At 31.7% G+C, this 13,682-nt stretch carries 16 protein-coding genes and 2 other annotated features; of the genes, 1 reads left to right on the forward strand and 15 read right to left on the reverse strand.

What is annotated here, in order from left to right; all coding sequences use genetic code 11:
• Positions 1 to 385: 385 nt before the first annotated feature.
• From ACU68W_RS08715 to mgtE, 6 genes are all read right to left on the reverse strand, one after another.
• On the reverse strand, positions 386 to 1,771 hold the full coding sequence (locus tag ACU68W_RS08715) for an aminopeptidase (RefSeq protein ID WP_094223339.1): 1,386 nt from the start codon (positions 1,769 to 1,771) through the stop codon (positions 386 to 388).
• Between the two features lie 4 nt (positions 1,772 to 1,775).
• On the reverse strand, positions 1,776 to 2,561 hold the full coding sequence (murI, locus tag ACU68W_RS08720; RefSeq protein ID WP_446756400.1) for a glutamate racemase: 786 nt from the start codon (positions 2,559 to 2,561) through the stop codon (positions 1,776 to 1,778).
• Positions 2,536 to 3,369 carry a 4-(cytidine 5'-diphospho)-2-C-methyl-D-erythritol kinase gene (gene ispE / locus ACU68W_RS08725; protein ID WP_446756401.1) on the reverse strand — a complete coding sequence of 278 codons (834 nt, stop codon included), beginning with the start codon at positions 3,367 to 3,369 and terminating at the stop codon, positions 2,536 to 2,538. Before ispE ends, murI begins: the two co-directional genes overlap by 26 nt.
• Positions 3,359 to 3,625 carry a glutaredoxin domain-containing protein gene (locus tag ACU68W_RS08730; protein WP_446756402.1) on the reverse strand — a complete coding sequence of 89 codons (267 nt, stop codon included), beginning with the start codon at positions 3,623 to 3,625 and terminating at the stop codon, positions 3,359 to 3,361. Before ACU68W_RS08730 ends, ispE begins: the two co-directional genes overlap by 11 nt.
• 76 nt (positions 3,626 to 3,701) lie before the next feature.
• Positions 3,702 to 3,941, reverse strand: a complete 240-nt coding sequence (locus tag ACU68W_RS08735) for a Veg family protein (RefSeq protein WP_002835303.1) — start codon at positions 3,939 to 3,941, stop codon at positions 3,702 to 3,704.
• A 119-nt stretch (positions 3,942 to 4,060) separates the two neighbouring features.
• Positions 4,061 to 5,428, reverse strand: a complete 1,368-nt coding sequence (mgtE, locus tag ACU68W_RS08740) for a magnesium transporter (RefSeq protein WP_446756403.1) — start codon at positions 5,426 to 5,428, stop codon at positions 4,061 to 4,063.
• A 121-nt stretch (positions 5,429 to 5,549) separates the two neighbouring features.
• Between mgtE and ACU68W_RS08745 the strand changes: the two genes are divergently transcribed.
• Entirely contained in the window at positions 5,550 to 5,738 is a 189-nt protein-coding gene (locus ACU68W_RS08745; RefSeq protein WP_094205480.1) for a DUF1858 domain-containing protein, read from the forward strand.
• 71 nt (positions 5,739 to 5,809) lie between these two features.
• Here the strand turns inward: ACU68W_RS08745 and ACU68W_RS08750 are convergent, their stop codons facing one another.
• The 9 genes from ACU68W_RS08750 to rplA all read right to left on the reverse strand — a co-directional run bounded on the left by ACU68W_RS08750 (position 5,810) and on the right by rplA (position 13,655).
• On the reverse strand, positions 5,810 to 6,040 hold the full coding sequence (locus ACU68W_RS08750; protein WP_002838618.1) for a glutaredoxin family protein: 231 nt from the start codon (positions 6,038 to 6,040) through the stop codon (positions 5,810 to 5,812).
• Positions 6,041 to 6,092: 52 nt separating this feature from the next.
• Positions 6,093 to 6,944, reverse strand: coding sequence for a 16S rRNA (adenine(1518)-N(6)/adenine(1519)-N(6))-dimethyltransferase RsmA (rsmA, locus tag ACU68W_RS08755; protein WP_446756404.1), 852 nt, complete (start codon positions 6,942 to 6,944; stop codon positions 6,093 to 6,095).
• Positions 6,941 to 7,465 (reverse strand): ribonuclease M5, encoded by a 525-nt coding sequence (rnmV, locus tag ACU68W_RS08760; protein ID WP_294684473.1) that lies wholly within the window; start codon positions 7,463 to 7,465, stop codon positions 6,941 to 6,943. The genes rsmA and rnmV overlap by 4 nt, the downstream gene beginning before the upstream one ends.
• A 3-nt stretch (positions 7,466 to 7,468) precedes the next feature.
• Complete coding sequence (locus ACU68W_RS08765) at positions 7,469 to 8,236, reverse strand: TatD family hydrolase (protein ID WP_294684472.1); 768 nt, start codon at positions 8,234 to 8,236, stop codon at positions 7,469 to 7,471.
• The gene (metG, locus tag ACU68W_RS08770) at positions 8,236 to 10,233 is read right to left on the reverse strand and encodes a methionine--tRNA ligase (protein ID WP_446756405.1); all 1,998 of its coding nucleotides are present in this window, start codon (positions 10,231 to 10,233) and stop codon (positions 8,236 to 8,238) included. Before metG ends, ACU68W_RS08765 begins: the two co-directional genes overlap by 1 nt.
• Positions 10,234 to 10,287: 54 nt before the next feature.
• Positions 10,288 to 10,525: a binding site (T-box leader), on the reverse strand.
• Positions 10,526 to 10,616: 91 nt separating this feature from the next.
• A complete protein-coding gene (rplL, locus tag ACU68W_RS08775; RefSeq protein WP_094205474.1) occupies positions 10,617 to 10,988 on the reverse strand; it encodes a 50S ribosomal protein L7/L12 in 372 nt (123 codons plus the stop codon).
• A gap of 29 nt (positions 10,989 to 11,017) precedes the next feature.
• Positions 11,018 to 11,560 carry a 50S ribosomal protein L10 gene (gene rplJ / locus ACU68W_RS08780; RefSeq protein ID WP_446756406.1) on the reverse strand — a complete coding sequence of 181 codons (543 nt, stop codon included), beginning with the start codon at positions 11,558 to 11,560 and terminating at the stop codon, positions 11,018 to 11,020.
• Positions 11,561 to 11,580: 20 nt separating this feature from the next.
• Positions 11,581 to 11,705: a sequence feature (ribosomal protein L10 leader region), on the reverse strand.
• A 43-nt stretch (positions 11,706 to 11,748) separates the two neighbouring features.
• Positions 11,749 to 12,894 carry an AI-2E family transporter gene (locus ACU68W_RS08785; protein ID WP_094223330.1) on the reverse strand — a complete coding sequence of 382 codons (1,146 nt, stop codon included), beginning with the start codon at positions 12,892 to 12,894 and terminating at the stop codon, positions 11,749 to 11,751.
• 59 nt (positions 12,895 to 12,953) lie between these two features.
• Positions 12,954 to 13,655, reverse strand: coding sequence for a 50S ribosomal protein L1 (gene rplA, locus ACU68W_RS08790; protein WP_094223329.1), 702 nt, complete (start codon positions 13,653 to 13,655; stop codon positions 12,954 to 12,956).
• Positions 13,656 to 13,682: the final 27 nt, after the last annotated feature.

Below are 13,682 nucleotides of genomic sequence, written 5' to 3' on the forward strand. Positions count from 1 at the left end.
ACCGAATTATTGTTTGGTTTGTACTTCTCTCAAAGTATTTACTTTATTTAATTTATTAAGGTTCTATAGTTTGTTGTCTTAATGACAACTTTCTTCGCACTTTCGTAACGACTTTGTTAGTATATCATACTAACTTTTCTTTGTCAACACTTTTTTTTGAAATATTTTTCATTCAAAATGTGTTTTCTTGAAATGTTACTTTAGTGAACTATTATAGTTTACTATCATCATTTCATTTTGTCAAGTGTTTTGTAAAACTTTTTTTATTTTCGTTTTACTTGCATTACTTTCTTTTAAGTAATTTAAAAAGCACTTAACTCAAAGTGCTTTTATATAATATCAATATAAAAGCTAATTGTCAAGTGCTTTATAAGTTTACTTTATATTATTTTAAAAATGCGTGGTATGCTTTGCTTGTCATGTAGCAGTCAGCTTTCGATAATAATTCTACTGGTGCATGCATTGATAGCATAGCTGTTCCGATGTCAACTACTTCTGCTCCTTGGTTTGCAAGTATGAAGGCTATTGTTCCTCCACCACCTTGGTCTATTTTACCAAGTTCAGTTGTTTGCCACATTACTTTTTCTTCTTTGAATAATTGTCTTAATTCATTTAAGAATTCTGGGTTGGCATCATTTGAGCTGAACTTTCCACCGTGTCCTGTGAATTTTGCCAATGAAATTCCACATCCACTTAAAGCTGTGTTAGCGTCTTCTGTTGCATCAGCATACAATGGATCGATAGCTGCTGTTACATCTGCTGATAACACTTTTGAATTAGCCATGATTCTTCTCATTGTTAAATCACTGTAATTTTCATGTTGGTTATTAGCTATTTCTGCAATCATGTTTTTCATGTATGGTGCATTCATTGATGTATTACCAACTGAACCAATTTCTTCTTTATCCACGAATAAAGCTACAGCTGTTCTCTTAGGATTTTCAACTTTAAGGATTGCTTCTAATGTTGCGTAAGCACATACTCTGTCGTCATGACCGTGAGATGCAATCATAGCACCGTCAAATCCAACGTCTCTTGCTTTAGTAGCTGGTACAATTTCTAATTCTGCTACTTGGAAATCAGATTCAGTTATTCCATATTTTTCGTTCAAGTATTTTAAGATACATTTTTTGATTGGGTTTTCTTTTTCATCTTTGAAATTATAGCTATCATGACCTGCTATTATAGCTAATTTTTCACCTTCAATGGCTTGACCCAATGTTTTTGAGTTCAAATCTTTAGATAAGTGAGCTAATAGTTCAGTGATGTAGAAAACTGGTTCGTCTTCTTTTTCGCCGATTTTGATTTCAACTTTTTTGCCTTCATTTGTGAAGATTACTCCGTGCATTGCCAATGGGATTGTAGTCCATTGATGTTTTTTGATTCCGCCGTAGTAATGTGTCTTCATCATTAAGATGTTTTTATCTTCTGAAAATGGTACAGCTCTAACATCTAATCTTGGGCAATCTAAGTGTGATCCAACTATATTAAGTCCTTCATTTATATCATCACCAATAACTACTAATACGCATGATTTGTCTTTATTATTTATATAAATTTTGTCGCCTTTTTTGATTTGTCCTTTTAATGCTTCATTCAATTCAACAAATCCGTGTTCTTTTGCTTGATTAACTATAAATTCTGTAGCTTCTCTTTCTGTTTTGCAACTATCTAAGAAGTTTTTGTATCTTTCGCTATAAGCGTAAATTTCATCGTGTTCTTTTTCATCTACAACTTCCCAGATACTTTTCTTTTCGTAATTCAATTCCATAAAATCACTCCATTTCTGTAACTTTTTCTATAGGTTGTCCTATAATTTTAGATCCATTAATTTTAAAATCAAATGGATTTTTCGTGACAAAATATTTTGTGTCACATATATTTTGATAGTTCCCGCAAATCTCATAAATATCTTCACTTAGTAAATCTGCAGGATCTACAAATGTAATATTATCTCCTGTATATTGTTTAAGGTATTCAATTAGAACAGGATAATGTGTACATCCCAAAATTATGGTGTCTGCTCCAAAATCTACAATGGGTTTCAAATATTCTTCGACTTTTTTCAAAATCTTCTCTTTATCTTTGCAGTTTTCTTCAACAAATCCTACAAAATCAAAACATGCAGATTGGCACACTTCAACTCCTTGTTGTTCTAATAATTTTTTATATAAACCATTGTCCACCGTGGCTTTTGTCGCTATTACTCCTACTTTTTTATTAGAAGTAGTTTTTAAAGCAGATTTAACACCGTATTCAACAACTCCAATTATATCAAAATTTGCAATTGATTTCATATAATCCAACGCAATTGATGTTAACGTATTACAAGCTACGACAAGTAAATCTATCTGCTGTTCATTGAAAAACCTAACAATATTCTCAGAAATCTTAAGCATTTGTTCTCTGGTTTTAGAACCGTAAGGGACATTTGCACTATCCGCAAAATAAATATATTCTTTATTAGGCATAATCTTCTTAACTTTTTTGAATACAGTAAGCCCGCCCAAACCAGAATCCACGAATCCTATTTTGTTATAAGGTTTTTGTTTTGAATACATACTTATATTTGTCCTTTAATTTATTGTAGCAATCTTCATAGTCGTTATAGTTTTCAAAAATCCCAAAAACCGTAGGTCCTGATCCACTCATCAACGATAAGTTAGCTCCAAAATTAGATAACTTTTCTTTTATATCTGAAATATCTGTAACTAATGATTCAGATACACTTTCCATAGTATTAAAAGCGCTCTTATAAAAAGTTTCGTAATCACGATTATCAATAGCAACAGTAATTTTGCCAAGTCCTCCGTTTGAGTCCTTTAAATTATCATAAACTTCTTTAGAAGATATGCTCATTCCATTATTTACAATTATTATATTTTTATTAGAAAAATCAGATAACCTAACAAACTCATTTCCTATCCCTGTTGCTCTGACACATTTTTTGTTCGTAAAATAAAAAGTGTCCGCTCCTGTCAATCTACAGATTTCTTTGATTTCTTGATAAGAAAGATTAAGTGACAAATCATCATTCAAAAACATCAAAAACTCACATGCATTGGAACTTCCTCCAGCAAGTCCTGCTGATATAGGGATTTGTTTGTCTACAAATACATCATAACCATAGTTAATGTCCCTGAACTTTTTTAAATTCTCAAATATTTTAAAGATCAAATTAGTTTTATCAGTTGGAAAACCTGGATTATTGGAGCTCAAATTTAATTCATCAGTATCATTACGATTTATATCCATAATATCGTGAAGATCAATCAGATTCATAATCGTATCGATATTATGATATCCATCTTCCCTTAAACCAAGAACATCTAACGACAGATTTATCTTGGCATAGCTATTAATTTTCATCAAACACTCTTAAATCTTCTAATTTTTCAAAAAATACTATCTTTTCGCCATCAGTTATCATAGGAACACCAACCTTGTTGTCTTTGACAATTGATTCAAATTCTTTTCTATTATCTCTATAAGTAAAAAATTCTTTGAGATTTTTCATAGAATCTGTAATATTGATTTCTTCATAATCAATATTGGCATTTTTTAAAATTTCGATTGCGTCTACACAATCTGGGCATTTTTCTGACATATATAATTTCAACTTCATAATACACCTCTATTAATAAATTATACTATTGTTTAAATGTTAAATCAAACTAAAAAAACGACCTTCCGGTCGTTTTTTAACATAATTCTAACTTTACTGTTGATGTAAGTATATCTGAGTAAGTATATGATATTGTTCTTTCTGAATCATATTCGTTAGTTATTTTTATTGTAAATAAACTCGGGAACACTTGGCTGATAGTTCCTTTGTTAGTTACAATTTTATTTCGTCCTTTATCTGCCTCGACAATAACATCTTTTCCAATATTACTTCGCACTTGACTTCTAATCATGTTCAAATCGTTAATTTCCTTCACGTTATTCCTCCTAACAGATCGTCGTTAGTAGTATTATATCACTCTATCACTCTAAAGTCAAATTAAATAGAATATTTTACAGTAATATTAAAAATATGTCAATAGTTTTTATATATTTTCTAAATTCCTAATGCAATGTGTGCCATCTCAAAATAAATTAATAAACTCAAAGCATCAACTATTGTAGTAATCAAAGGACCTGCCATTATTGCTGGGTCTAGTTTTAGCTTTTTAGCAATTATAGGCAACATTCCACCTATTAATTTTGCTGTCACTATTGTGAATATCAAAGTTAGTGAAACAACCAACCCAACCGGTACTGAAACCTTGTCTACAATCATAGTTTTGATAAAACAAACTACGCTCATTACTACAGAAACTATCAAAGCAACTCTGAATTCTTTGAAGAAAACTTTAAGCCAATCTTTTGTACTGATTTCCCCAGTTGCTAATCCACGTATAATCAATGTCGATGATTGAGATCCTGAGTTTCCTCCAGTGTCCATTATCATCGGAATAAATGCTGTTAATATAATAGCTTGACCTAAAAGCGATTCATAATGAGTCATAATTGAACCTGTAAACGTCGCAGAAATCATCAATATCAAAAGCCACGCAATACGTTTTTTTGCCAAATTAAACACGCTTTGATCCAAATATTCGTCTTCGTCTGGACTCATACCTGCCATGATTTGGAAGTCTTCTGTCGCCTCTTGTTCCATAACGTCCATGATGTCGTCAACTGTTATTATACCAGTAAGTCTTTTTTCATTGTCTACAACTGGAAGCACAACGAATCCGTATTTTTTGAACACATCTGCAACTGTTTCTTGGTCATCGTCAGTGTGAACGTAAATTACATCTTCGTCCATCAAATCTTCTATCAGTGTTTCAGGTTCATTTGTAACTATAGTTCTCAATGAAACAAATCCTAGTAAAGTTTTCTTTTCATTTGTTACAAAACATGTATAGACGGTCTGCTTATCTACTCCTGTCTTTTTTATAACTTCAAGAGCCTTTCTCACAGTATAATAAGATCTCAACTCAATATATTCTATTGTCATCAAAGATCCCGCTGAATCTTCTGGATAATTTAAGAATTGATTAATCAGATTTCTTTCGCTTTTATCCGTATGTCTGAGGACTTTTTTAACAATTCCAGCAGGCATTTCTTCGATTAAGTCAATCATATCGTCAAAATACAATTCATCGACTATGAATTTAACTTCTTTATCACTAAACGCCTCTAAAAGCCTTGTACGATGATCCTTTTCCATGTGAGAGAATACATCTATGCAATCATCTTTATTAAGTAATCTAAAAACTAACATTGCACTTTTTAAATCTAACGATTCTATATAATCTGTAATATCAACTGGGTTGTATTTTTGAATTTGATTTTTTAGTTTTAAATAATCTTTGTCTTCTAGATATTTGTTAAGCAAATCCATATCTATTTCATGACGTTCAAATTTTTCATCCATCATATTACTCACCACCTATATTTCTATTTCATATTAAATTATAACATACATACGCAAAATTTTTACTTGAATGAACTTAAAGCTTATATTATAATAAGAATATAAATGATGAAAGGGTGATTTTATGGAAATTACTAAAGATATGTTAATCGGAGATATTATTAGAAACAATCCAGATTCTGTAGAAGTTTTATTCAGAAACGGATTATCATGTATAGGTTGTCCAGCAAGCCAAATGGAAAGCTTAGAAGAAGCTTGTATGGTTCACGGACTAGATGTAAATTATCTATTAGAACAACTAAACAAAAACTAATATTTCGCCCGCTCACACAGCGGGCTTTTACATAAAAAAACTACCTGTCGTTTGACAAGTAGTTTTGTTTTTTATAAACCTAAAGCTTCTTTTAATTTTGCTTGGTCGAAGCCAACTATTTCTTCATCACCTATGATTGTAACAGGAACACCCATGTGACCTTTTTTCATAAGTTCTTTTCTAGCTTCTTGGTCTTGTGATATATTTTTTTCTGTATATTTTACGTTGTTTTCGTCCATATAATCTTTTGCAGCGTGGCAATATTGGCATCCATCACTTGTATAAATTACTACATCTTTCATAAAAATACCTCCTTAAAAGTCTGTATTTTATATATACCCTTATTTGAAAATCCTAATCAATATCGTTCAACTTCTTTACAATATTTTTGTAATCTTCCAATGACAAATTCTCAGCTCTCAAATTCTCTTTTAAACCTAACTCTTGAAGAATCGACTTTAATTTGTCCTTGTCAACATTTACAAACCCACTTGTAAAACTGTTTACTATGGTTTTTCTTCTTTTGCTAAAACCCGATCTGATTAATTGACGAAGAAGTTCTTGGTCGATATCTTCATCTAATTTTTTAAGCTTCATGTTTACAACTGCACTGTCTACTTTTGGTTGTGGCATAAAAACTGTTTTGGGAGCATTCAGTATTATTTTCGCATCGCTATTTTGTTTTACAAACAAACTCAATGATGCGTAATCCTTGCTTCCTACATTCGCGACCATTCTATTAGCCACTTCTTTTTGAACCATAACAGTGATTGATTCAATAATATCTCTGTAATTGAACAAATGCTCAATAATTGGAGTTGTGATGTAGTAAGGAAGATTCGCAACCACTTTAAACTTTTTAGCTCCATGATTAAGTTCATTCAAATCTACCTTCAACACATCTTCATTTATTATTTGAAAATTATATCTATCTCCAACAGTATATTTCAAAACATCCATAAGTCTTGAATCTATTTCAATCGAATACAAAAACTTGCATTTGTCGACAAGTCTTTCAGTTAATGTTCCAAAACCAGGGCCAATCTCAATAACGTAATCATCTTCTGTGATATCAGAATAGTCGATAATATTTTCAATCAAATTACCATCGATTAGAAAATTTTGCCCCAAAGCCTTTGAGAACTTAAATCCGAATTCGTCCAATATTTCCTTAATATAAGAAGGTTGGTGTAGTCTGTAACTCATCTATTAATAGCCTCCTCTAATTTTTCTCTTGAAATATTGTAATTGTTTAGCATTCTAAGAAAAGATTTCGCATTTCCGTAACCTATGTTTAAGATTTTGCCAACTTTTATTCTAAGCGCTTTGGATCCTTCACCTACTAATCCATAGTAAATCATATCATCCATCGTGTATTCATTCTTAGAATCAATCATTGATGGATGAGCGTTTTCTATGGCGATTTTAATATCTTCTTCCTTTGCATTTTCAATTCCGATGTCTTGATCTTTGATACACAAATCTTGTGCTATAAATGCATTTTTTGCGTTCGGAATAATATCATTGATTCTTTTTCTGATTTTATTTCCAGCATAGTCTGGATCCGTTAGAATTATTATCCCTCTATCTTGGTTGATTTTTTTGAGTCTTTTGAGTAATTTGTCGCTAAAATAAATCCCACCAGTGCAAATCACTTCACAATCTAGTGCTCTTTTGACTCTTTGCTCATCGTCTCTTCCTTCGACAACTATTATTTCTTTTATCATAATTTACCATCCAAAAATATCATCAGCATTATTGCAAATGATTTGTGCCGCTTCTTTTTCCGACATTTTTTTCAACAAACTAACCTCTTGTAAAACCAAATTCACATATTTAGGTTCATTTCTTTTTCCACGATATGGATGAGGCGTCAAATAAGGAGAATCTGTTTCTACTAAAATTTTATCAATAGGTAATCTCTCACAAGTTTCCTTGACATTTCTTGCATTCTTAAATGTCACAACTCCACTAAATGAAATATAATATCCCAAATCAATAAATTTCATTGCCATCTCATAACTTCCAGAATAAGAGTGCATTATTCCTCTTACATTTGGATATTTCTTCAAGATATCATATGTGTCTTGTATTGCATCTCTTGTGTGAATAATTACAGGCAAATTTTTCTTTTCGGCGATTTGCATTTGCTTCTCAAATAGATATTTTTGCTTGTCCTTGTCGTGTTCATAATGATAGTCCAGTCCAATTTCTCCAATTGCTTTGCATTTTGGATTATCAGTCAACTCTTCTATCCTAGAAATATCCTCATCTGTGAATCTACTATCTTCTTCAGGGTGAATCCCCACAGCATTGTATAAGAAATCATACTTTTTTGATAATTCTATGGCTTTAATGGAGTTTTCAACATTGTCACTTGGAAGCATTGCTTTTACAACAGAATTGGATTGTAGGTTCTCGATTATTTTATCTCTATCAAAATCAAATTTCTCATCTGTCAAGTGACAATGCGTGTCGTATATTACATATTCTCCCATTAAGATACAGTCGCTCCATCTTCAAATTCTGAGTCAAGTAGACTTGCCATAGTCAAGTTATCGCCCTTACTTGCTGCAAGAAGCATACCTTGAGATTCTACTCCTCTTAACTTAACAGGCTTCAAATTATACACAACTATAACCTTCTTACCTATCAAATCATTTGGTTCGTACCAGTTTTTAATTCCAGAAACAATTTGTCTTGTTTCTTCTCCTATTTTAACCTTGAAAACCAAAAGCTTATCTGCATCAGGATGTTGTTTTGCTTCTATGATTTGACCTACTCTCAAATCTAATTTATCAAAATCATCTATAGTGATTTCTTCCTTTGTTTTGTTTTTCTTAGAGCTTTTCTTCGATTTCTTAGGAGCTTCTTCTGTGTCTTCTCTCAATTCAGAAACTTTCTTACCAGTTCTTTCTTCTATTAATTTGTCATTAACTTCATTTAATCTTTCAGTTTCCTTCTTGATATCCAATCTATTGAACAAGTTTTCTCCTCTTTGAACCTTAGTTCCAACTACTGTTTTACCGAAAACTTTTCCATCTTCCCATTTAATTTCTGAAAGTCCTATTTGTTCTTTGATTTTATTGCTTGTTTCAGTGATAAATGGGGAAGTCAAAATACAAATAACTCTTATAGCATCCATCAAATTATACAAAACCGTCTTCAACCTTTCAGGATCTTCTTTAATCAAAATCCATGGTGTAGTTTCATCGATGTATTTGTTCGCTCTTCTGACAACTTTCCAAATTTCTTCTAGTGCATTTGAGAAATCAAGTTCCTCCAATAGTTCTTCAACTTTTTCTTGGCAAGCTTCAACTACAGAAATCAAATCCTTGTCTATATCATTATTTTCATTTGGTTGAGGAATAACTCCATCAAAGTATTTTTCAACCATTGACACAGATCTACTTACAAGATTACCCAAATCATTTACCAAATCAGAATTAAATCTATTCATAAATCTTTCTGTCGTAAAGTTACCATCATTACCAAAAGTAAAATCTCTTAAAATGTAATATTTCAAAGCATCTACACCGTACAAATCTATAATTGGCTCTGGATAATATACATTTCCCTTAGATTTACTCATCTTATCTTCATTAAACAAAATCCATCCATGAGCGAAAACCCTCTTTGGCAATGGTAAATCCAACGCCATCAACAACGCTGGCCAAATAATAGTGTGGAATCTTACAATTTCTTTACCTACCAAGTGAATATCACATGGCCAGAATTTGTTGAATAATTCTTCATCTTGTCCATATCCAATCCCTGTCAAATAACAGCTAAGCGCATCAATCCACACGTAAATAATATGCTTATCATCAAATGGAACCTTAACTCCCCAGTCAAAACTTGTACGAGATACGGATAAATCTTCCAATTCACCACTTAAAAAGTTATTCACCATTTCATTCTTACGAGATTCTGGTTTCAAGAAATCTGGGTTGTCTTTGTACAATTGTAAAATTCTATCTTTGTATTTTGATAATTTGAAAAAGTACGATTCTTCTTCATGATAATGAACACCACGTCCACAGTCAGGGCACTTTCCATCCTTTAATTGTGACTCTGTCCAAAAAGCTTCACAGTCGACACAATAATGTCCCTTGTAAGTAGACTTGTAAATATCTCCCTTATCGTATAATTTTTGGAAGATTTCTTGAACGTTTTTTTCGTGAGCCTTGTCTGTACTTCTGACAAAACTATCTATGTCTATGTCTAGTTTTTTCCACAAATCCTTGGCACTTTGTACAATTGGATCGATATAATTTAATGGATTATCACCCATATTTTTTTCTTTTGCTTTTTCGTACAACTTTTGACCGTGTTCATCAGTACCTGTAGTCAAAAACACATCATAGCCTTGAATTTTTTTGAATTTCTTCAAGGTATCCGCAATGATTGTAGTATAAGTATGACCCAAATGCAAATTACTACTTGGATAATAAATCGGAGTAGTAATATAATATGATTTCTTTTCTTCTGACATAATTTCCCTCCTAAATAAAACTAAAATAAAAAATCCCTTATATGACATACATCATATAAGGGCGAAAATCCGCGTTACCACCTTAATTTTAGAATATAAAATATTCTCTCATTGTTTGGCACTTTAATGCCTAGCATTTGATAACGGATGCTCCCGGAAAAATTTAAAAGCATTAGCTATTCAATTTTTCAAACTCAAAGACCATATTCTGCAATAATCTAATATCCTATTCCACCAAACTAAGACTCTCTTAAAAAAAATTATTACATACTCATCTCATCATAGTCATTTTATCAATATATTTAAATGATATCATAAACAAATGATTTGTCAAGCAACAAAAAAAGAGGCTATTATACATAACCTCTCCATAAATTTATCGACTATTTTAATTCGATAGTAGCTCCAACTTCTTCAAGTTTAGCTTTTAATTCTTCAGCTTCTTCTTTAGAAGCGCCTTCTTTAATTGCTTTAGGAGCTTCGTCTACGATAGCTTTAGCATCTTTTAATCCTAATCCAGTTAAGTCTTTAACTGCTTTGATAACTTTCATCTTAGCGTCACCAACTGATGCTAAAATTACATCAAATTCTGATTTTTCTTCTGCTGCTGCTCCACCTGCTGCTGGTGCTGCACCTGCTGCTGCTACAGGAGCTGCTGCTGATACTCCAAATTTTTCTTCTGCTTTTTCTACTAATTCATTTAATTCAAGAACAGTTAAGCCTTCAACTGCTTCTAAGATTTCATCTATTGACATTTTTTACCTCCAAATTTTATTTTAATTAATTATTCTTCTACTGTTTCAGTAGTTTCGTTTGATTCAGCTTCTTCTGAACCTTCTTTTTTAGATTTAGCAATAGCATCTGCTAAATATACAAATTTTGATACTGGAGCTTTGAAGCTTCCAAGCATTTTTGTAAGAAGAACTTCTCTTGAAGGGATAGATGCGATTTTCTTCACACCTTCAACATCTAAGAATTTGTCTCCTAAATAACCTGCTTTAATTTCTAAATTTTCGTGATCTGATGCGAATTCTTTAGCTATTCTAGCTGCAGCGATTGGATCATCCATACTGAATGCAACCGCGTTAGGACCAGATAAGTAATCTAAGAATCCATCAAATCCCAATTCTTTAAAAGCAAAATTCATCATTGTGTTTTTGTATACTTTGAATAATACATTTTCATTTCTGAATTTTTCTCTTAATTCTGTTGCTTCGCTAACATCTAATCCTCTATAATCAACGATAACCATTGATTTAGCATCATTAATATGTCCTTTAATTTCATCAACAACAGCTTTCTTTTGATTTAAAACGTGTTCTTTCATTATTTCACCTCCATGAAAAAGGCTACACTAAAAAAGTCTTTCCATCCAAAGACAGAAAGACTGATAAACTCATATCTTATGCTCCTCTGTAGGATGATTAAACTTTAATAGTCCCTACTGTCTTCGGTAGCCCAAATTAATTACTTGATTATTATATCATATTCTATGAATATGTCAACACTTTTTTATTATTTTTCTTCAATAATACAGATGTTTTTATCTTTCAATTTCTTTTTCTTATATCTGTACAATAATTCATAGATTGTTGCAAATATCGGAACAAAAATAAGCATTCCAACAATACCGCTTAATGCTGCACCTATAGTAACTGCAACTAGCACCCAAATAGATGGTAGCCCTACAGACGATCCCACAATTCTAGGATAAGTTACATTGCCATCAAATTGTTGAAGTACAATTATGAAAATCACAAACATAATAGCTTTTGAAAAAGATTCGATTAAAATAATCAAAGCTCCCAATGCAGCTCCTAGTATAGCTCCAACCAATGGAATTAATGCTCCAAAACCAATTAGCACACTTACAGTTGCAGCGTTTGGTATCTTCAACAAATACATTCCTATAAAGCACATAAATCCAAGCATAAACGCTTCGATAAATTGACCTTTGAAAAAAGAATAAAATTTTTCGTAAGCCACCTTAAAGAAAATTAAAATCTTGTTTGCAGTTTTTCCACTGAAGAAAACATACGCCAATTCTGTAAATTGTCTTCTCAAAGTTTCTTTTGAAAATAATAAATAAATAGCAAATGTGAACGACACTACAAAACTAAGTACAACAGAAAACACTGTGCTAATTCCAAAAAACACATTGTTCAATATATCCAATCCATTTTTTGTTAAATAAGGTTTCAATTTTACAACCAAATCATGAGTGCTTGTGATAGCGTATGTGTCATAAATTTTATCCAATTGTTTTGCTATTTCAGGATATTTTCTTAGCTTTTCAACTAATACTGGAATCCCACGAATAAGCGACTTAATAGCTTCAAAAAAATTAGGAATTATAAGTATCACTACAAATGCTATTATCGCACTAACAATTACTAAACTTATTAACAGAGATATCGCCCTTTTTAGACCTGGTTTAGAAGTCCATTTTTTAAAAAGTTTATTCTCAATAAAATTCATAGGCATATTTAGGACAAACGCTAATGCAGCGCCAATAATAAATGGAGATATAATCGCCATAAAAGTGCTCAATGCATTACCTATTGATTTTCCATTGAACAAAAGATACGCCAAAATAACTGGAACAATTAGTATTATTATTCCTATTTGAATTTTCTTTTTATCTTCTTTTAATAATTTCATTTTTCCCTCTGTATTTAAGAAAAGCCACCTTAACGGTGGCTAATAAATTCTTATTTATATTATTCTTTTGCAAATTGTAATGGATTAACCTTGATTCCAGGGCCCATTGTTGAAGCAATTGTTAAAGATCTAATATATTTACCTTTTGATGAAGCTGGTTTTGCTTTCAATATTGCTTGCATTAATGCATTGATGTTTTCAGCAATTTTTTCTTCTCCAAAAGAAACTTTACCAACTGGAACGTGAATGATATTACTCTTATCAGTTCTATATTCAACTTTACCAGCTTTGATTTCTTTGATTGCACTTGTAACATCCATAGTTACTGTACCAGCTTTAGGGTTTGGCATTAAACCTTGAGGTCCTAAGATTCTACCAATTCTACCTACAACACCCATCATATCTGGAGTAGCTACTGCAACATCAAATCCTAACCAACCTTCTTTTTGGATTTTTTCTGCTAAATCTTCTGCTCCTACGAAATCTGCTCCTGCAGCTTTTGCTTCTTCAGCTTTTTCACCTTTAGCAAATACAGCAACCTTTTGGTCTTTACCTGTACCATGAGGAAGTACGATAGTACCACGAACTTGTTGGTCAGCGTGTCTACTATCTACACCTAATTTTGCGTGTAATTCTACTGATTCGTCAAACTTAGCTTTAGCAGTTTCAACAACTAATTTGCTAGCTTCATCTAATTTATATTCAACTGATCTATCAATTAATTTTGCACTTTCTTGATATTTTTTACCTTTTTTTGCCATATAATCCTCCTTGTGGTTCTAACGAAC

This window comes from Finegoldia sp. P2-F-LR (assembly GCF_052932265.1).